14 protein-coding genes are annotated in these 19,614 nt (G+C 61.8%); 2 read left to right on the top strand and 12 right to left on the bottom strand.

Going from position 1 to position 19,614, the window contains the following annotated elements:
* Positions 1 to 2: 2 nt before the first annotated feature.
* The 12 genes from AB7M25_RS27820 to glnE form a co-directional block, all read right to left on the bottom strand.
* Positions 3 to 899: an antimicrobial resistance protein Mig-14 gene (locus AB7M25_RS27820; RefSeq protein WP_429382579.1), complete on the bottom strand. Its 897-nt coding sequence runs from the start codon at positions 897 to 899 to the stop codon at positions 3 to 5.
* Positions 899 to 2,029, bottom strand: a complete 1,131-nt coding sequence (locus AB7M25_RS27825) for a glycosyltransferase (protein ID WP_218475965.1) — start codon at positions 2,027 to 2,029, stop codon at positions 899 to 901. The genes AB7M25_RS27820 and AB7M25_RS27825 overlap by 1 nt, the downstream gene beginning before the upstream one ends.
* Positions 2,013 to 3,770 carry a carbamoyltransferase family protein gene (locus AB7M25_RS27830; protein WP_454238242.1) on the bottom strand — a complete coding sequence of 586 codons (1,758 nt, stop codon included), beginning with the start codon at positions 3,768 to 3,770 and terminating at the stop codon, positions 2,013 to 2,015. Before AB7M25_RS27830 ends, AB7M25_RS27825 begins: the two co-directional genes overlap by 17 nt.
* A gap of 165 nt (positions 3,771 to 3,935) precedes the next feature.
* Complete coding sequence (locus AB7M25_RS27835; protein ID WP_454238243.1) at positions 3,936 to 4,271, bottom strand: YceK/YidQ family lipoprotein; 336 nt, start codon at positions 4,269 to 4,271, stop codon at positions 3,936 to 3,938.
* Between the two features lie 240 nt (positions 4,272 to 4,511).
* Complete coding sequence (locus AB7M25_RS27840; protein ID WP_454238244.1) at positions 4,512 to 5,963, bottom strand: lipopolysaccharide kinase InaA family protein; 1,452 nt, start codon at positions 5,961 to 5,963, stop codon at positions 4,512 to 4,514.
* Complete coding sequence (locus AB7M25_RS27845; protein ID WP_015093189.1) at positions 5,963 to 6,715, bottom strand: lipopolysaccharide kinase InaA family protein; 753 nt, start codon at positions 6,713 to 6,715, stop codon at positions 5,963 to 5,965. Before AB7M25_RS27845 ends, AB7M25_RS27840 begins: the two co-directional genes overlap by 1 nt.
* Entirely contained in the window at positions 6,712 to 7,446 is a 735-nt protein-coding gene (locus tag AB7M25_RS27850; protein ID WP_218475957.1) for a lipopolysaccharide kinase InaA family protein, read from the bottom strand. Before AB7M25_RS27850 ends, AB7M25_RS27845 begins: the two co-directional genes overlap by 4 nt.
* A complete protein-coding gene (gene rfaP / locus AB7M25_RS27855) occupies positions 7,446 to 8,252 on the bottom strand; it encodes a lipopolysaccharide core heptose(I) kinase RfaP (protein WP_007971806.1) in 807 nt (268 codons plus the stop codon). Before rfaP ends, AB7M25_RS27850 begins: the two co-directional genes overlap by 1 nt.
* Entirely contained in the window at positions 8,253 to 9,374 is a 1,122-nt protein-coding gene (locus AB7M25_RS27860; RefSeq protein WP_103397336.1) for a glycosyltransferase family 4 protein, read from the bottom strand.
* Positions 9,374 to 10,435, bottom strand: coding sequence for a lipopolysaccharide heptosyltransferase I (gene waaC, locus AB7M25_RS27865; protein WP_007971808.1), 1,062 nt, complete (start codon positions 10,433 to 10,435; stop codon positions 9,374 to 9,376). The genes AB7M25_RS27860 and waaC overlap by 1 nt, the downstream gene beginning before the upstream one ends.
* 1 nt (position 10,436) lies before the next feature.
* A complete protein-coding gene (gene waaF / locus AB7M25_RS27870; RefSeq protein ID WP_429382598.1) occupies positions 10,437 to 11,471 on the bottom strand; it encodes a lipopolysaccharide heptosyltransferase II in 1,035 nt (344 codons plus the stop codon).
* 204 nt (positions 11,472 to 11,675) lie between these two features.
* The gene (glnE, locus tag AB7M25_RS27875; protein WP_429382601.1) at positions 11,676 to 14,615 is read right to left on the bottom strand and encodes a bifunctional [glutamate--ammonia ligase]-adenylyl-L-tyrosine phosphorylase/[glutamate--ammonia-ligase] adenylyltransferase; all 2,940 of its coding nucleotides are present in this window, start codon (positions 14,613 to 14,615) and stop codon (positions 11,676 to 11,678) included.
* Positions 14,616 to 14,998: 383 nt separating this feature from the next.
* Here glnE and aceE point away from each other — a divergent pair, with 383 nt between their 5' ends.
* Together aceE and aceF are read left to right on the top strand one after the other, a co-directional pair.
* A complete protein-coding gene (gene aceE, locus AB7M25_RS27880) occupies positions 14,999 to 17,644 on the top strand; it encodes a pyruvate dehydrogenase (acetyl-transferring), homodimeric type (protein WP_104451069.1) in 2,646 nt (881 codons plus the stop codon).
* Positions 17,645 to 17,655: 11 nt separating this feature from the next.
* Positions 17,656 to 19,608, top strand: a complete 1,953-nt coding sequence (gene aceF, locus AB7M25_RS27885) for a dihydrolipoyllysine-residue acetyltransferase (RefSeq protein ID WP_454238245.1) — start codon at positions 17,656 to 17,658, stop codon at positions 19,606 to 19,608.
* Positions 19,609 to 19,614: the final 6 nt, after the last annotated feature.

Genomic DNA, 19,614 nt, shown 5'->3' on the forward strand with positions numbered 1-19,614 from the left:
GCTCATACGGTGAAGACCGGCACAGGGTTGCACCAGCGATCCTTGTATTCACGGTCGGCGCGACCGAAAGAAAAACGCAACGGCTTGTCCTGCGCCCGGGCATGCTCCCAAGCGCTTTGTGTATTGAGAAAACTCAGCACACTGCCGGGGCTGAATTCGCGAGTCTCGGGATCGACCCCACCGTTGATGTACTCGACGCTGATCCACTGCGGGGTTTCGACGCGGTACACCAATTGAATCGCAATCGGCGCATCGTTGAGAAAAATCACCGAACCGATCAGCAACTCGCGCAACAACCCGATGACCTCGGCCATGCGTTCGGCACCCGTCGCCGGGAAACCCCAGCGGCGCTGGAACAGGTCGCAATAAATCGCTGACAGATCAAAGCTGGAAAATTCGGACACCGGCCGCACCACGCCCCCGGCCTCTTCCAGCAGGCGCAATTCGCGGCGCTGGTTGTAGCGAAACTTCTTCGACAGCTCTTCGGGGGTGCGAGCCATGGCCAGTTGCTCGGTCTGCAACCGGATGCCGGTGAAGCGCCCCTCGTTCAACGCCGACAGATAGCGTCCGCGATGGCGCAAAGGCGCCTGGGCATCGGCCGCGGCCGGCAGGATGATCTCGGCGTTGCCCAGGTCGAACAGGCCTTTCTTGCCGCGACGCTTGAGCACGTCCTTGGACAAGGCCAGGTCGCGCCCCCAGGTCGGGATCGCCGCCTTGACCTCACCACCCTGCATCCAGGCCAGGTAGCGCACCGGGATGTCTGCCAGTTGCGCCAGGCGCTCGACCACCATGGGATGAGTCGCGACGCTGCCGCCATAACGCTGCCAGGTTTCGGCGTAAATCGAGGCGTCGACTACCGCCCAGCCACGCTCGCGCCAGCCTTGAAATCGGTTGAGCATCAGCCCCTCTGTGCCAGTTCGGTAACGTGCGGCAAGTGCCAGAAAGCATCGCGCACCGCGCGGTCGGAAAAACGTTCGCGCAAGCGCTCGAGCATCATCTCGGCACACTGCCGGCGTTGCTGATCATCCATGGCCGCCAGGTGTTGCAGGCCCTGGGCCAGATGTCCGGCATCACCCAAGGGGAACAGGATGCCCACGCCTTCGACCACTTCTTTCGCGCCGCCGCACGCCGTGGCGAGCAAGGGTACGCCGGCGGCCATGGCCTCCAGCAGCACCATGCCGAACGGTTCGTGATCGGAACTCAGGGCGAACACATCGAAGGCCCGAAAATAGTTGCGCGCATCCGGCACCTGACCGAGGAACAGCACCCGGTCGCCGATACCCAGCTCGCGGGCCTGAGCCTTGAGATCTTCCTCCAGGCGCCCCTTGCCGAGAATCACCAACTGGCTGTTGGCCGGCAACTGCGGCAATGCCTCGGCGAAACCATCGAGCAGCGTGGCCTGGTCCTTGTCCGGATGCAGGCGTCCGACGTTGCCGACAATCCAGGCATCCGCCGCCAGCCCGAGGGTTTCCCGGGCCTCGCGAGCCGACACCTGCGTGGCTTGCAAGGCATCGACGTCGATGCGGTTGTACAACGTCTGAATTCGCGAAGCCGGCCACTTCGGCAGGCAACTGCGCATGTCGTCGCGCACCGCGTCGGACACACCGAGCAGGCTCAAACGCTTGCGGAATATATGGGCGAACAGTTTGCGGCTGCCGCGCTTGTAGTCTTCAAACCCGTGGTGCACGCCAATGACCGGCAACGACGTACCGAGCAAGGCGATATAGATAGGCTTGAAGCGATGAGCGATGCAGAAACTGAAGTTGCGCGACGCGGCGATCTTGCGCAGATCGCCGATGGCGCCCAGTTTCAGGCCACGAATGGCCTTGGAACTGTACTCCATGAACAGCACCTCGTCGGAGGCGCAGCCCGCGGCGACTTCGGCATCGGCAACCCCGGTGAGAAACACCGTGGTCACACGATAGCCAGTCCCCGCGAACAGGCTGGCGTACTGCCGTGCGCAGTCCAGGAACGGCCCGTCATAGCCGTGGCAGAACTGCAGCACATGACGCTCAGCCGAACGTGTCATAGGCGTTTGCGCCCTCTTTGACCACCAGGATGTCTTCCATGATCAGATACTGTAGATCCGAACCGAAGAACATGTTCAGCGCATCGGTCGGCGAGCAGATCATCGGTTCGCCACGACGGTTGAGCGAAGTGTTGAGCGACACACCGTTACCGGTGAGCACTTCCAGCGCTTTCATCATGTCGTAGTAGCGCGGGTTGTATTCGCGCTTGAGCACCTGGGCGCGGGAGGTGCCGTCTTCGTGGACGACTTCCGGCACGCGGGTTTTCCATTCTTCCGCCACTTCGAAGGTGAAGGTCATGAACGGAGCCGGGTGATCGATCTTGATCATCTGCGGCGCCACGGTGTCGAGCATCGACGGGCAGAAAGGCCTCCAGCGCTCGCGGAACTTGATCTGGTGGTTGATGCGATCGGCCACGCCGGGCACGCTCGGGCAACCGATGATCGAACGACCACCCAGTGCACGCGGACCGAACTCCATGCGGCCCTGGAACCAGGCCACCGGGTTGCCATCGACCATGATTTTGGCGATCTGCTCCGGCATATTGTCGAGCTTGCGCCACGTCGGCTTGTTGGCGTGACGGGCGCAGGCCGCGATCACGTCTTCGTTGCTGTACGACGGGCCGAGGTAGACGTGTTCCATCTTCTCGACCGGTACGCCACGGGAGTGGGACACATAGGCTGCCGCGCCCACGGCGGTACCGGCATCGCCGGACGCCGGCTGTACGAACAGCTCCTTGACGTCATCGCGAGCAATGATTTTCTGGTTGAGCTTGACGTTCAACGCACAGCCACCGGCGTAGGCCAGTTTGCCGGTTTCCTTGAGCACGTCGCCCAGGTAGTAGTCGATCATCTGCAGCGCAATCTTTTCAAACAGCGCTTGAATGCTGGCGGCGTAGTGGATGTAAGGCTCGTCGGCAATGTCGCCTTCGCGCTTGGGACCCAACCACTCGATCAGCTTCGGCGAAAAGTAGTAACCCTTGCCCTTCTCTTTGTAGCGACGCAGGCCGATGACGTTGGCGTAGTCGGTGTTGATCACCAGCTCGCCGTTTTCGAACGAAGCCAGGCGCGAGAAATCGTATTTGCTGGCGTCGCCGTACGGCGCCATGCCCATGACCTTGAACTCACCGTCGAGCATGTCGAAACCGAGGAACTCGGTGATCGCGCCGTACAGGCCGCCGAGGGAGTCCGGATCGAAGAATTCCTTGATCTTGTGGATCTTGCCGTTTTCGCCGTAACCGAAGAAGGTCGTGGCGTACTCGCCCTTGCCGTCGATGCCCAGGATCGCGGTTTTTTCCTTGAAGCCGGAGCAGTGGTAGGCGCTGGAGGCGTGGGCCAGGTGATGTTCGACCGGCTCGATCTTGATCTTCTTCGGATCAAAGCCCAGTTGCTCCAGGCACCAGACGATCTTGTTGCGATAGCGCTTGTAGCGACGGTTGCCCATCAGGATCGCGTCGAGTGCACGGTCCGGGGCGTACCAGTAACGCTTGGCGTACTGCCAGCGGGCCTTGCCGAACAGGCTGATCGGGGCGAACGGGATCGCTACCACGTCGACATCGGACGGCTTGATGCCCGCCTGTTCCAGGCAGAACTTCGCCGATTCGTAAGGCATGCGGTTCTTTGCATGTTTATCGCGTACGAAGCGCTCCTCTTCAGCCGCCGCGACCAGCTTGCCGTCGATGTACAAGGCTGCGGAAGGATCATGGCTAAGGGCGCCGGACAGGCCAAGAATCGTCAATGCCACAGGGGTCTAGCCTCTTTAGTCTGCATGCAGGCGCAAGCGCCTCAAAAATTAATGTGCCCTCGCAAGGGGCGAGAGACAGCTAAAGGGCGGGATTATAGCGTAAAAGCGGCGGCTAGCCTCTAGCCGCAAGCGGCGAGCAACTGCAGCGGGGGCCTCACGGCATTTTCAGCCGCGCGAAGGCCGCCAGTAGACAAGGATATTGCCGTCCACGCATTGCCGGTAAATCGTGTAGGGCAAGGCGGCGGTGTCCAGTGCGCCGGACAGGGCCAGGTCGAGCAAAATGAGCGGTACGAGGATACCCGTGGGATCGGGCGGTGCATTCAGTACACAGAAGTCATAAGCGAGGCCGCTATAGACCCGGGGAATGGATTGGCAATAGGTCTTTTGCCTGCGCAGCCCGTGCGCGGCTTCGGCCTCATCCTGCAGGACCGTAGCGGCGGTCCCGCAGCCCATTAGCGACACGGATAAAACACCCGATGAAACTGCCATTTTGATCGACACAGCCTGCCCTCCGAGAACGTCAGGCAAACTAGCATCGGGACGATGCCGGCCACAGTTCATGGCTTCCCAAGATCGCGTAGGACGGTTCACAAGAACCTGTCTGCCTTCTCGGTTGGCAGTTCCGGCCCCTTCGCGGGCAAGCCCGCTCCTACAGTGGTTCTCGGCCGCACACAAAATATGTGCTCGACAAAGATTCAGTGTGGGAGCGGGCTTGCCCGCGATAGGACCGAAGGTCCTGACTCAGTCAGCGCTGGAGATGTCTTTGGGAAGACGCTGATCAATGACCTGGTAAAGTGCACTGCTTTCAGGCCAATTACGCATGAACCGCGCCCGATCCCTTGCGTACGCCGGAGCGAAGCTGCCGAGCGAGCCGTGCTGGCACATCGAGTCGAGGTCGATCAACGCCCAGCGATCCTGCTGCCAGAACAGGTTATGCCCCTTGAAGTCGCCATGACTGATACGCAAACGAATCAGCTCGGCAAACAGATGATCCAGCGCCGCCAGCTCGGCCTGCGGTGCGTCACCGCTTTCAACATAGGGCGCAAAACGCTCGATGATGTCCGGCCCCGGCAGATACTCGGTGATCAGGTACGCCCGGCTGCGCAGCCACAGGAAACGCTTCTCCAGCAACGCCAGCGGCTTGGGCGTGGCAATCCCGAGGAACGCCAGGCGATTGCCTTCGCGCCACGAATGCCAGGCCCGGCTCGGGCGCCAGAAACGCTTGAGCCAGTGGGCAAAACCCTTGATGTTGTAGCGCTTGATCACCAGCGTGCGGCCATCCACCTCGACCTTGCCAACACTCGCCGCGCCGCCGGTCTTGTACAAATGCCCCTGATCGAGCAAGGCATCGGCCTGCTCCAGCACCGGCACCATCGACGCCTCTTCCTCGCGGCGAATCGCCCGCAGTCCGAAGGCACCGCGCTGGACGCTGAACAGCGTGCACTCGCGACCGACCTTGATCAGGAAGTCCTTGAGGCGCCAGTTGCGGACCTTGTCGATCTGCTTCTGCAGCGCCTCCATGGGCAAGGCGTGTTCACCGTTGCTGAGCAGGTAATACACCAGCAACTCTTCAATGAAGGGCTCAATCGACTTCGGCAACTGGGCGAAGAACACCCCGAGGTTTTCCAGGACTTTCTGCCGCGACAGCGGCTGGCCAGGTGTCTCACTGCAGATACCGGCACCATCGATCAGGTACAGGCGGCCGCCCTGGCGCAGTAGATTGTCCAGGTGCAGGTCTTCCTGCCACAGGCCCCTGCGATGCATCTGACCGATCGCCCCCAACGCCTCGGCCAGCACCGCCCCTTGTCCATCGGACAGTACGGGCTGCTGCTCAACCTGCTTCCAGGTGTCGCCCAGGCTTTCGGCATGCTCAAGGAAATCAAACAGCAGCCAGCCACCCTCGCCGTCTTTCAGGCCGTCGGCCAACAACTGCGGCGTGGTCAGGCCCTGGGCGGAGAGCAGGCGCACGCCGTCCAGTTCACGCTGAAAATGCCGTGCAGCCTTGCTGCCGACCAGCAACTTGGCCAACACCGGCCGGCCACGCCAGACACCGGCACCGACATAACGCTGCCCCGGCAGTACCCGCAACAGGCTCAACAGTTGCAAATCGGCGGGGCCGGCGGCATCGGCCAGCGAAATGCTCAGCGGCACCGCCGGATGGCGGCCAGCGGATTTCAAGTCGGACAAACGCATCAACGTGGCCCCTTTTGGCTGCGCCGTGCGGTCAAGCGCTGCAGCCAGCTGTCGATCAGCGAGCTGTCCTGCGGCTGATCCAGATAGGCCGCCAGCAATTGCCGCAGCTGCGATTCGCCCCACTCGGGCGCGCGGCGCGTCAGCGGCTCCAGGTCCTTGATTCGGTCACGCTGCCCGTACAGCAGCGGCCGGGTCTTCTCCAGATCGATCAATTGCGCCTGGTAGCCGTGGCCGGTGGCACGCATGAAAATGTGCTTGGGATAGAAACACCCGTGCACCTGGCGTGCCGCGTGCAGTTGCCGGGCCAGTTCGCCACTGGCCTTGAGGATTTCCGAGTGCTGCTCAGGGCTCAATTGAGCCCAGCGCTGCAACAGCGAGTCGAGGTCGTCCCAACCGTCCAGGGCGCGGGTCAGCAGGATCGCACGGACTTCGCCATTGACCTTGCGCTGCCCGTAGAACACCGCTTCCAGCGCCGGAATGCCCATCTTCCGGTAACGGGAGATGTTGCGAAACTCGCGGGCGAAACTCGGCTCGCCGAACGGCGCGCGCAAGGTGCGGGTCAGGTAGTTGCTTTGCCGCTTGAGGTAGTAGCCATGACCTTCCAGATCCAGTCGAAACACGCTGCTCCAGCCGCCGCGACCGGTGTTGGGTTCGTCCACCGCATCGAGCTGTTTGGCCCAGAGCGCCTCGAACGTGCCGAGACCATGGCGTTCAAGCAGCGCACGGTCTTCAGCGGCCAGAAAATCAGTCATTCGCGTCCCTCGAAAAATCTCACCACGTGCCGGATACGCTTCTTGTCCGCGGCGTTGAGCCGGGTCCGGTTGCGGTATTGCAGGTAAAAGCGCAGGCGCTGGGTAGCCGACAGTTGATACTTGGCGACCTTGTCAAGGCACGCCAGATCCTTGGTGATGCGGTACTTGAGCCAGAAACCGCGCCAGAAATCGCCGTTGGGGCAATCGATCAGAAACAGTCGAGCCTCGTCGTCGATCAGCAGGTTGCGCCACTTCAGATCATTATGGGTGAAGCGGTGGTCGTGCATGGTTCGGGTGTACTGGGCCAACTGACGACTGACGGCATCGACCCAGGCGCGATCCGACAGTTTCGGATCGCGGCGCTCGGCCAGTGCCGACAAGTCTTCGGTACGCGGCAGTTCCCGGGTAATCATCGCGCCGCGAGCGTAGGCCGCACCGCGCCGCTCCAGCCCCCAGGCCACCACTTCGGCCGTGGGAATGCCCCACTTGGCGAAGCGCTTGAGGTTCTGCCACTCCATCTTCACCCGAGGCTTGCCGAGGTAACGCCGCAAGCCTTTGCCGGCACCCACGTAGCGCTTGACGTAATAGTTGACGCCATTGCGCTGAACGCGAATGACCTCGGAGAGCAGGTCCTTGGTCAACTGCTCGCCCTGAAGTGCAAACACCGCCTCAAGGCTGCCAAAGTCCTTTGCCAGATCGCTGTAGGCCGGCTCCAGTTTCCAACCCGACATCAGAGCGCATCCCCGTATCGCTGTTTACGCTCGTAGAGCTTGTTGGCCTTGCCATCGAGCCAGCTCAGCAGCCCGGCTTCTTCGCTCAGGATCTGCCGCAGCGGCTGCTGGAAATAGCCCTTGAGAAAACGCAGTTTGTCGCGGCGGGTCAGGCCGATGTCCAGGGCAGAAAAGTACAGGGCGGCCAGATCCTTGTTGCGCCAGCGCGAGGTGATCGCCGGACGGGTCTGGGCGCGGTGCAGGTCGATCACCGAAAGCTTGAAGTCGTCAGCGGTCACCGGTTTGTCGGTGTGCAGCAGGAAATGGCAGATGTAGCAGTCGCGGTGATTGACCCCGGCGCGGTGCATCATGCCGGTCATGCGTGCGACTTCGGCGATCAGCGCGCGCTTGAGTTTTGGCTCGGGCGGCTGCTTGACCCAGTTGATGCTGAAGTCTTCGAGGCTGACGGTGGGCGCCAACTCTTCGGTAACGATGAACGAGTGCTGGTCGGCCGGGTTACTGCCCTTCTCGCCATACGCGACGGCGGTCATGGTCGGCACGCCGGCTTCCTGCAGGCGCTGAATCGCCTTCCATTCCTGGCCGGCACCCAGTACCGGGAGCTTGGCAGTGAGCAGGTTCTTGAAGATTTCGCCCCAGCCGATGCCACGGTGGATTTTCACGAAAAACCCGTTGCCGTCGACTTCCGTGCGCAATGTCCGGCGTGCTTCCAGCTCGCGGTACACCTCGCCCTTGAGCCCCTCGACTTCGGCGAACGGGTCGCGTCCGGCCCAGAGGCTCTTGAACGGTTCAGCCAGCATCAACTTCATTTAAGCGTGCTCCGCCAGAATCACATCGGCCGCGTGTTGCGGCATGCTGTAGAGGTCGGCCGTTTCGGCGAAGGCCAGACCATTGCGGCTCCAGGCCGCCCTTGCTTGAGCGTCGTTCAACATGCCGGTCAGGTATTGCGTCAGCTGCGCCTGATCGAAGGGTTCGTCCAACACCAGGCCAGCATCGGCCTCGGCGATGTAATGGGCGTACCCGCACACCGCGCTCACCAACACCGGCAAGCCGGCCACCAGTGCTTCGAGCAGCACGGTGCCGGTATTTTCGTTGTACGCCGGGTGGATCAACAGATCGGCACCCAACAGGAAACGCGGGATATCGCTGCGCCCCTTGAGGAACGTGACGTTGTCGCCCAACCCCAATGTCGCGCTCTGCATCTGGAATAACTTGGGGTCATCCTGGCCAATTACAAACAGCCGGGTGCGCTTCCTCAGCTCGGCAGGCAATGCCGCCAGTGCCTTGAGGCTGCGGTCGACGCCCTTGGTCTTGAACCCGGAGCCGATTTGCACCAGCAGCAGTTCGTCGTCCTTGAGGTCGAATTCAGCGCGGAACCCGGCACGAATGTCATCGGCATCGGCCGGCCGGCGACGGTCCTGGGCGATACCCGGTGGCAGCAGGTGGAAACGCTCCAGCGGCGTGTCGTAATGTTTGATGAACAGCGGCTGCTGGACTTCGGAAATCATCAGCACTTCGGTCTTCGCATCCTTGGCGAACACCGCGCGCTCGTATTCGGCGAAGTGGCGATAGCGGCCCCAACGGCGATACAGCGAGTTGCGCAGGTTCTGCGCCTTGTCTTCGAAGCAGCCGTCGGCGGCGTAGTAGACGTCCAGACCCGGCATCTTGTTGAAGCCGATCAGGCGGTCGACCGGGCGCTTGGCCAGGTCGGCCTCCATCCATTCGCTGAGTTTTTCGTTGCGTCGATGGTTGAAGAACGCCTTGACCGGCGCCACCAGCACTTCGAAGCCCGGCGGTACGTCGCCCTCCCAGATCAGCGTGTAGACGCGAATCTGATGACCGCGTTTCTGGCACTCCAGGGCAATGCGCATGAAATCGCGCTGCAAGCCACCGAACGGAAAATATTTGTACAGGACAAATGCCAATTGCATCAGCGCAGCTCCTCAGCCATTAACAACGTGCTCAGTCGGCTGGCGACACGCTCGGGGTTCAGACGCGTGAAGCACAGAGGCCACTCGCGTTTCAGGTCAAATTGACGGGCATCTTCGGCCGTCGGTTGATAGGTGCATTTCTTTTGCAGGCAAGGTGCACAAGGGAAGTCGCTGGCCAGGTGAATCTGCACTTTGCCGTAGGCGCCGGTCAGGCCCGGATTGGTCGGACCGAACAGCGACAGCGTCGGCACATCCAGCGCGGCAGCCAGATGGCCCAGGCCGGTATCCACCGCCACGCAGGCTTGCGCGCCGGCCAGCACCTTGCCGACACCGGCCAGGTTCAATTTGGGCAACACTTCGGCGTGCTTGAAACCGGCAGCGATGCGCTCGGCCCGGGCTTTCTCCTGCGCATTGCCCCAAGGCAACTTGACCCCGACGCCAAGGTAGCCGACCCGTTCGGTCAGCTCGCGCCAGTAAGCTTCAGGCCAGTGCTTGGTGTCCCAGGTGGTGCCATGCAGAAACACCACGTACGGGTTCTTGCGCGGCAATTCCACCAGGCGCTCGACATTCAGACCGTAGTCGCCCATGCCTTTTGGCAGGTCATAGCCCAACGCGATGGCGAACAATTGACGCACTCGCTCCACCGCGTGCTGCCCACGGGCAACGGCCAGACGCCGATTGTAAAAACGCGCAGCGATGGGCTCGCGCGCCGAGCTTTTATCGAGGCCGGCCACCGGTGCCTTGACGTAACGGGTCAGCCAGGCGCTTTTCAGCAAGCCTTGGGCGTCGATCACCAAGTCGTACTTCGTGGCGCGCACGCTTTGCTTGAAGCGTTTCCACTCACCGCTCTTGATGGTCTGCCAGATGTTTTTGCGCCAGCGACGGATCGCCACCGGAATCACCTTGCCCACCGCCGGATGCCAGGTCGGGATTTCGGCAAAGCCTTCTTCCACCACCCAGTCGAACTTGATGCCGGGAATCGCCCGCGCCGCGTCGGTCAACGCCGGCAACGCATGAATGACGTCGCCCAGCGAAGATGTCTTGATCAACAGAACCCGCAAGCTATTTGACCTCGACCACAGTGCCTTGCAACCGCTGCAAGGCTTCGTTCACCGCCTGCGGCATGAGCTGGCGCAGGCAGTTGTAATGGCCGAAACGGCAGGTGCGGTCGAAGCATGGGCTGCACTCGATGCCCAGGCGTACGATTTCCACGTGCTCGGCCAACGGTGGCGTGAAACCCGGCGACGTCGAGCCGTAGACCGCGACCAGCGGGCGGTTCAGCGCGGCAGCGACGTGCATCAGGCCGGAGTCGTTGGACACCACCGAATCGGCACAGGACAGCAGGTCGATGGCTTCGGCCAGCGAGGTGCCGCCGCTGAGGTTGACCGATTCTTCGCGCAGGCCGGGAATCAGCCGCGCGCGGATGTCTTCGCCCACGGCGTGGTCGTTTTTCGAACCGAACAGCCAGACTTGCCAGCCTTCACGAATCTTCGTTTCGGCGACCTTGGCGTAATGCTCGGACGGCCAGCGCTTGGATTCGCCAAACTCGGCGCCGGGACACAGGGCCAACACCGGACGGTCGAGGGCCAGGCCGAACTTGGCCAGCGCCGCCTCGCGGGTGACCGGGTCGATCTGCAGCGTCGGACGCGGATAGGGTTTTGGCAGCTCGACGCCTGGCTCGTAGGCCAGGGCCATGAAGCGCTCGATCATCAGCGGATAACGATCCTTATCCAGCGTGCGCACGTCATTGAGCAGGCCATAGCGGAATTCGCCACGCCAGCCGGTGCGTTTCGGGATGCCGGCAAAGAACGGCACCAGCGCCGACTTCAGGGAATTGGGCAACAGGATCGCCTGGTCGTACTGGCCGGCCAGGGATTTGCCGATGCGCCGGCGCGTCGCCAACTCCAGCACGCCATGACCGAGCGGAAAGCTCAAGGCCTGGCGAACTTCGGGCATGCGCTCAAGAATCGGCCGGCTCCACTCGGGGGCCAGCACGTCGATTTCGCACTGCGGGTGGCGTTGCTTGAGACACTGGAAAAGTGTCTGCGCCATCACCATGTCACCGACCCAACTGGGCCCAACGATCAGAATTTTCATGTGGTTTCCATAAACGAACCGGGGAGGCCTACGCCTCCCCGCCTCGAGAATTCTACAAAGCAACGCAAAATCTACTGTAGGAGCGAGCTTGCTCGCGATGGTCGTTAACGATAACGCGGCAAGCCTGGCACCCCGCAGCGCTCTCAAGTTCATCGCGAGCAAGCTCGCCCCTACAGGGAATATAGGCGTATCAAAAATCCCGTTTCAGTTTAGCCCCAGCTCACGCCAGATCCGCATGACCTGCTGCCGTTCGTCAGCGAACTGGTCGGCCGGTATCACCCCCGGGTTCTTCTGCAGAGCCTGTCGGTGGGCGGCGGAACGGTACGCTTTATACGCTTCACGCAACAGGCTGGCATCTTCGACGGGCATCAGCCCTTCGTGTTCCAGCTCTTCCAGAATGCGGATGTTATCGGTCCAGCGCAGCAATGGCGGGTGTGTTTCGGACCACGCCAGGGCCGCGTATTGCACCATAAATTCAATATCGACGATACCTCCGGCGTCCTGCTTGATATCGAACGGCGCCGTGGCTTCGAAGGCATTTGCCCCGGTGCCGGCCGCCGTGCTCTTGCTGCCGAGGTTATCGCGCATCTTGGCGCGCATCTCGCTGACCTCCTGGCGCAGGGTCGGCAAATCACGCGCCTTGCCCAATATCGCGGCACGGACTTTCTCGAAGGCCTGGCCAACATCCTGACTGCCCACCAGCACGCGCGCCCGCACCAGCGCCTGATGCTCCCAGGTCCAGGCTTCGTTCTCCTGATAACGGGCAAACGCCCCCAAAGAACTCACCAGCAGTCCCGACGCACCGGACGGCCGCAGGCGCATGTCCACTTCATACAACTGCCCGGAGTTGGTCTGCGCCGTCAGCAGGTGAATGATCCGCTGCCCCAGCCGGGTGAAAAACTGCGCACCGTCGATGGGTTTGGGCCCATCGGTTTCAGCTTGCGGATCACCGTCGTGGATGAACACCAGATCCAGGTCCGAACCATGCCCGAGTTCCAGGCCGCCGACTTTCCCATAACCGACAATGATGAAGCCGGGATCGCACAAGGTGCCATCGGTGCGCAGGGGCGTGCCGTACTTGGCCACGGTCTGGCGCCAGGCCAGTGCGAGCACCTGTTCAAGAATCGCTTCGGCGAGCCAGGTCAGGTAGTCGCTGACTTTCATCAGCGGCAGGCTGCCGGCGATTTCCGAGGCGGCCACCCGCAAGCGGTGCGCCAGTTTGAAGTGACGCAGCGCTTCCATTTGCTGCTCGAGGTCGTCCTCGGGAATCCGCGTCAGGCGCTCGCGCAACTCGGCTGCCAGTTCTGGCGCCAGTGGTGGCTTGAACAGCCGGCCTTCGTTGAGCAATTCGTCGAGCAGCAGCGGGAAACGGGTGATTTGCTCGGCGATCCACGGGCTCGCGGCGCACAGTGTGAGCAAACGCCGCAAGGCGCCAGGGTTCTCGGTCAGCAGCACCAGGTACGCGGAGCGACGGGCCACGGCTTCAACCAGCGGCAACACGCGTTCCAGCACCAGATCCGGATTGGCATGTTCCACGGCCTGCGCCAGCAAACGCGGAATAAACGCATCGAGACGTTCGCGCCCCAGACGCTGCATCGCCCGCAATTGCGGACTGCTGCGCAAGCCGGCCAAGGCTTTCAAGGCCTTGGGCGCATCCTTGAAACCACCCTCTTCCAGTTGGCGGCAAGCGGCCTCATCGTCCTGAGCCTCTTCCCACAGCGGCAACCACTCACCGCCGACCACCACTTCGCTTTCGGCACCCTGCTCTTCGTCGGGATCGGCGATCACCTGCCCGAAGTGCCAGGCTACGCGGCCACGCCAATACATCAGTTGTTCGTGGAACGCCGTCCAGTTGGCGAAACCCAGCATAAAGGCAATGCGCGCCTGATCCTGCTCGCCATCGGGCAACATTTGCGTCTGGCGATCAGCGATCGCCTGAATCGCGTGCTCGGTGTAACGCAGGAATTCGTAGCCTTCGCGCAGCTCACTGATCACGGCCGGCGGCAGATAACCCTGACCTTCCAGCGTGCTCAGCACCTTTAATAGTGGGCGCTGCTGCAAGCTCAGGTCGCGGCCGCCGTGGATCAGCTGGAACGCCTGGGCGATGAACTCGACTTCGCGAATACCGCCGGAACCGAGCTTGATGTTGTCGGCCATGCCCTTGCGCCGCACTTCCTGCTGGATCAACTGCTTCATGGTGCGCAGCGCTTCGATGGCCGAGAAGTCCAGGTAACGCCGGTAAACGAACGGCCGCAACATGTCCTGCAGTTGCGCGCCAGCCACCTGGTCGCCGGCCACCACCCGCGACTTGATCATCGCGTAGCGCTCCCAGTCGCGACCCTGGTCCTGGTAATACTGCTCCAGCGCATTGAAGCTCAGCACCAGCGCGCCCGCCGAACCGTAGGGGCGCAAGCGCATGTCGACGCGGAATACAAAGCCGTCGACGGTCATCGGGTCCAGGGCCTTGATCAGCCGCTGGCCCAGGCGAATGAAGAACTCCTGGTTATCCAGCGCGCGTTTCACGCCGACGGTTTCGCCGCCCTCGGGATAGGCGAAAATCAGGTCGATGTCCGACGACAGGTTCAACTCCACGGCGCCAAGCTTGCCCATGCCGAGGATGACCATCTGCTGCGGCTCGCCGCTGCGCCGCCCGGTCGGCACGCCGAACTGCTGGCAATGCCGCACGTACAACCATTGATAGGCCTGATCGATGCTGGCATCGGCCATGTCCGAGAGGTCGCGGCAGGTCTGGATCAAATCGGCCTGGCGGGTCAGGTCGCGCCAGATGATCCGCACCTGATGGCGCGCGCGCTGGCGGCGCAGGGCCCGGCCCAGCAGATCGTCGGTCTCGGCCGTGCCCACGGCGGCCGCAATCTGTGCGCACAACTCACCGGGCGCGTAGCTGCGGTCCAGCTCACCGGACTGCACCAGCTGCAGCAACATCAAAGGGTCACGAACAGACTGTTCAATCACGAAATCGCTGGCGGCGGTGACGCGGGCAAATTGCGCCCAGCGCTCTGGCGACCAGGCAGACAGCCCGTGATCATCGTCCAGAGTGGCGACGGCAGCCCGGAACGACTGCTCGGCGCGGGTGACAAACGGCTGGAGAATGGCCGGCAGTTCGGCAAGCGAAGGGAGGCTCATGGTCTATCCTTGATCGGCGTACAACGGACTGCATGTAGTGGTTTGCGAAAACCCACTACCTGAAGGAGTGTCGAACAAAAGTTAGAAATAGCTGAAATTTCTTTTATTTTGGCAGCCAGCATCAAGCTTTTACCTTTTGTAGTTGGAAAAAGACCAACCTTAACGATTATTCTCACAACGCAGCCGGGGGCCACAAGCCGCTCATCTGTAGTTTTACTACTCGTATATACATTAGACGGGCTGAAATGCCGGAAGATTTGTAGTAAAACTACACGCCGCCGGAACAACCTGTCGGCAATCCAAGAATTCATAACGTCTGCCCACAAGGCCAGTCGCTAACTCAGGCAACCGATTCTGGTAGCCTTTCCGCCCTGGAGCAAGCCATGCAAGACCTCGATCCCGTCGAAACCCAGGAATGGCTGGACGCCCTGGAATCGGTTCTCGACAAAGAAGGCGAAGACCGTGCTCACTATCTGATGACCCGTATGGGTGAGCTGGCGACCCGCAGCGGTTCGCAGTTGCCTTACGCCATCACCACGCCTTACCGCAACACGATCCCCGTTACCCACGAAGCACGCATGCCTGGCGACCTGTTCATGGAACGCCGCATTCGCTCGCTGGTACGCTGGAACGCGATGGCCATGGTGATGCGTACGAACCTGAAGGATTCTGACCTCGGCGGTCACATCTCCAGCTTCGCTTCCAGTGCGACCCTGTATGACATCGGCTTCAACTACTTCTTCCAGGCCCCGACCGACGAACACGGCGGCGACCTGATCTACTTCCAGGGCCACACCTCGCCAGGCGTTTACGCCCGCGCATTCATGGAAGGCCGCATCACCGAAGACCAGATGAACAACTTCCGCCAGGAAGTCGACGGTCAGGGCCTGTCGTCCTACCCGCACCCTTGGCTGATGCCTGACTTCTGGCAGTTCCCGACCGTATCCATGGGTCTGGGCCCGATCCAGGCGATCTACCAGGCACGCTTCATGAAGTACCTGGAACACCGCGGCTTCATCCAGCCAGGCAAACAGAAAGTCTGGTGTTTCCTGGGCGACGGCGAGTGCGACGAGCCGGAATCCCTGGGCGCGATCTCCCTGGCCGGCCGCGAGAAGCTGGACAACCTGATCTTCGTCATCAACTGCAACCTGCAGCGCCTCGACGGCCCGGTTCGCGGCAACGGCAAGATCATCCAGGAACTCGAAGGCGTGTTCCGCGGTGCTCAGTGGAACGTGACCAAAGTCATCTGGGGCCGTTTCTGGGACCCACTGCTGGCCAAGGACGTCGACGGCATCCTGCAACGCCGCATGGACGAAGTCATCGACGGCGAGTACCAGAACTACAAAGCCAAAGACGGCGCGTTCGTGCGTGAACACTTCTTCAACTCGCCGGAACTCAAGGCGATGGTCGAAGACCTGTCCGACGACGAGATCTGGAAACTCAACCGTGGCGGCCACGACCCGTACAAGGTCTACGCGGCGTATCACGAAGCGGTCAACCACAAGGAACAGCCGACCGTCATCCTGGCCAAGACCATCAAGGGTTATGGCACCGGTGCCGGCGAAGCGAAAAACACCGCGCACAACACCAAGAAAGTCGACGTCGACAGCCTGAAGTTGTTCCGCGATCGTTTCGACATCCCGGTCAAGGACGAAGAGCTGGAAAACCTGCCGTTCTTCAAGCCGGAGCCGAACAGCGCCGAAGCCCGTTACCTGGCAGATCGCCGCAACGCCCTGGGCGGTTTCGTGCCACAGCGTCGCGCTCACAGCTTCAACATCCCGACTCCGCCACTGGACACCCTCAAGGCGATCCTGGACGGCTCGGGCGACCGTGAAATCTCCACCACCATGGCCTTCGTGCGGATCCTCGCGCAACTGGTCAAGGACAAGGAAATCGGTCCGCGCATCGTGCCGATCATCCCGGACGAAGCCCGTACCTTCGGTATGGAAGGCATGTTCCGTCAGTTGGGCATCTACTCCTCCGTCGGCCAGCTCTACGAGCCAGTCGATAAAGACCAGGTGATGTTCTACAAGGAAGACCAGAAGGGCCAGATCCTCGAAGAAGGCATCAACGAAGCGGGCGCCATGAGCTCCTTCATCGCTGCCGGTACTTCGTACTCCAGCCACAACCAGCCGATGCTGCCGTTCTACATCTTCTACTCGATGTTCGGCTTCCAGCGTATCGGCGACCTGGCCTGGGCCGCTGGCGACAGCCGCACCCGTGGCTTCCTGATCGGCGGCACCGCCGGCCGTACCACCCTGAACGGTGAAGGCCTGCAACACGAAGACGGTCACAGCCACCTGCTGGCTGCCACCATCCCGAACTGCCGCACCTACGATCCAACCTACGGCTACGAGCTGGCGGTGATCATTCAGGACGGCATGAAGAAGATGACCGAAGAGCAACAGGACGTCTTCTACTACATCACCGTGATGAACGAGTCGTACCAGCAGCCAGCCATGCCGGCCGGTGCCGAAGAAGGCATCAAGAAAGGCATGTACCTACTCGAGGAAGACAACCGCGAAGCGGCGCACCACGTTCAGCTGATGGGCTCTGGCACCATCCTGCGTGAAGTCCGTGAAGCGGCGAAGATCCTGCGTGAAGAGTTCAACGTCGGCGCCGACGTGTGGAGCGTTACCAGCTTCAACGAACTGCGTCGCGACGGCCTGGCCGTTGAGCGCAGCAACCGTCTGCACCCTGGCCAGAAGCCTAAGCTGAGCTATGTCGAAGAGTGCCTGAACGGCCGTAAGGGTCCAGTCATCGCCTCGACCGACTACATGAAACTGTTCGCCGAGCAGATCCGTCAGTGGGTACCGTCCAAGGAATTCAAAGTTCTGGGCACCGACGGTTTCGGCCGCAGCGACAGCCGCAAGAAACTGCGTCATTTCTTCGAAGTCGACCGTCATTTCGTGGTGTTGGCAGCCCTGGAAGCACTGGCTGACCGTGGTGACATCGAACCTAAGGTTGTGGCCGAAGCCATCGCCAAGTTCGGTATCAACCCGGAAAAACGCAACCCACTGGACTGCTGAGGAGAGATTCTGTGAGCGAACTCATTCGCGTACCTGACATCGGCAGCGGTGAAGGTGAAGTAATTGAACTGTTTGTGAAGGTCGGCGACCGTATCGAAGCCGACCAGAGCATCCTGACACTTGAGTCGGACAAGGCGAGCATGGAAGTGCCCGCGCCGAAGGCCGGTATCATCAAGAGCCTGAAAGTGAAGCTGGGCGATCGCCTGAAAGAAGGCGACGAACTGCTGGAACTGGAAGTCGAAGGTGCCGCTGCTGCAGCCCCTGCGGCTGCCGCTGCGCCGGCGGCCACGGCTGAAACCAAGCCGGCTGCTGCCCCTGCCGCCGCTCCTGCTGCTGCGCCGGCTGCCGCCAGCGTTCAGCAAGTGCACGTGCCGGACATCGGCTCGTCGGGCAAGGCCCAGATCATCGAGATCCAGGTCAAGGTCGGCGACACCGTCGCGGCTGATCAGTCGCTGATCACCCTGGAATCCGACAAGGCAAGCATGGAAATTCCGTCGCCTGCCGCTGGCGTGGTCAAGGCCATCAACGTCAAGCTCAACGACGAAGTCGGCACCGGCGACCTGATCCTGGATCTGGAAGTGGCAGGTGCTGCGGCACCGGCTGCCGCCCCGGCCCAGGCTGCCGCTCCAGCTGCTGCCGCTGCACCCGCACCTGCAGCAGCTCCGGCTGCACCGGTTGCCGACAGCGTCCAGGACATCCACGTTCCGGACATCGGTTCGGCGGGCAAGGCCAAGATCATCGAAGTCCTGGTCAAGGCCGGCGACAGCGTTGTGGCCGACCAGTCGCTGATCACCCTGGAATCCGACAAGGCCAGCATGGAAATTCCATCGCCAGCCGCTGGCGTGGTGGAAAGCGTTTCCATCAAGCTCGATGACGAAGTCGGTACCGGCGACCTGATCCTGAAACTGAAAGTCAAAGGCGCTGCCCCGGCTGCTGCGACCGCACCTGCCGCTGCCGCCCCGAGCGCTCCTGCTTCGGCTCCAGCCGCTGCTGCACCGGCCGCCGCACCTGCTGCCCCGGTTGCCGCTCCAGCCAAGCCTGGCGCGAAAGTTCACGCCGGCCCTGCCGTGCGTCAACTGGCCCGCGAATTCGGCGTCGAGCTGAGCGCCGTGGGCGCCAGCGGTCCGCACGGTCGCATCCTGAAAGAAGACGTGCAGGTTTACGTCAAGGCCATGATGCAGAAGGCCAAGGAAGCACCAGCCGCCGCTGCTGGCGCAACCGGTGGCGCGGGCATCCCGCCGATTCCGGCCGTGGACTTCAGCCGCTTCGGTGAAATCGAAGAAGTGCCGATGACCCGCCTGATGCAGGTCGGTGCTGCCAACCTGCACCGCAGCTGGCTGAACGTACCGCACGTGACGCAATTCGATTCGGCGGATATCACCGAACTCGAAGCGTTCCGTGTTGCCCAGAAAGCCGTTGCAGAGAAGGCCGGCGTCAAGCTGACCGTCCTGCCGTTGCTGCTCAAGTCCTGCGCGCACCTGCTCAAGGAACTGCCGGACTTCAACAGCTCGCTGGCACCAAGCGGCAAAGCGATCATCCGCAAGAAATACGTGAACATCGGCTTCGCCGTCGACACCCCGGATGGCCTGCTGGTACCGGTCATCAAGAACGTCGACCAGAAGAGCCTGCTGCAACTGGCTGCCGAAGCCGCTTCCCTGGCTGAAAAAGCCCGGACCAAGAAGCTTTCGTCGGACGAGATGCAAGGCGCCTGCTTCACCATTTCCAGCCTCGGCCACATTGGCGGCACCGGCTTCACGCCGATCGTCAACGCGCCGGAAGTGGCGATCCTCGGTGTTTCCAAGGCCACCATCCAGCCAGTCTGGGACGGCAAAGCCTTCCAGCCGAAACTGATGCTGCCACTGTCGTTGTCCTACGATCACCGCGTGATCAACGGTGCCGCTGCTGCACGCTTCACCAAGCGTCTGAGCGACCTGCTGGGCGACATCCGCACCATGCTCCTGTAATACCGA

The sequence above is a fragment of the Pseudomonas sp. AP3_22 TE3818 genome, from assembly GCF_053628995.1.

Excerpts from the sequence above, each read along its gene's own strand:
- AB7M25_RS27820 (WP_429382579.1), bottom strand. The coding sequence starts at position 899 with ATGCTCAACCGATTTCAAGGCTGGCGCGAGCGTGGCTGGGCGGTAGTC.
- AB7M25_RS27825 (WP_218475965.1), bottom strand. The coding sequence starts at position 2,029 with ATGACACGTTCGGCTGAGCGTCATGTGCTGCAGTTCTGCCACGGCTAT.
- AB7M25_RS27840 (WP_454238244.1), bottom strand. The coding sequence starts at position 5,963 with ATGCGTTTGTCCGACTTGAAATCCGCTGGCCGCCATCCGGCGGTGCCG.
- AB7M25_RS27845 (WP_015093189.1), bottom strand. The coding sequence starts at position 6,715 with ATGACTGATTTTCTGGCCGCTGAAGACCGTGCGCTGCTTGAACGCCAT.
- AB7M25_RS27850 (WP_218475957.1), bottom strand. The coding sequence starts at position 7,446 with ATGTCGGGTTGGAAACTGGAGCCGGCCTACAGCGATCTGGCAAAGGAC.
- rfaP (WP_007971806.1), bottom strand. The coding sequence starts at position 8,252 with ATGAAGTTGATGCTGGCTGAACCGTTCAAGAGCCTCTGGGCCGGACGC.
- AB7M25_RS27860 (WP_103397336.1), bottom strand. The coding sequence starts at position 9,374 with ATGCAATTGGCATTTGTCCTGTACAAATATTTTCCGTTCGGTGGCTTG.
- waaF (WP_429382598.1), bottom strand. The coding sequence starts at position 11,471 with ATGAAAATTCTGATCGTTGGGCCCAGTTGGGTCGGTGACATGGTGATG.
- glnE (WP_429382601.1), bottom strand. The coding sequence starts at position 14,615 with ATGAGCCTCCCTTCGCTTGCCGAACTGCCGGCCATTCTCCAGCCGTTT.
- aceE (WP_104451069.1), top strand. The coding sequence starts at position 14,999 with ATGCAAGACCTCGATCCCGTCGAAACCCAGGAATGGCTGGACGCCCTG.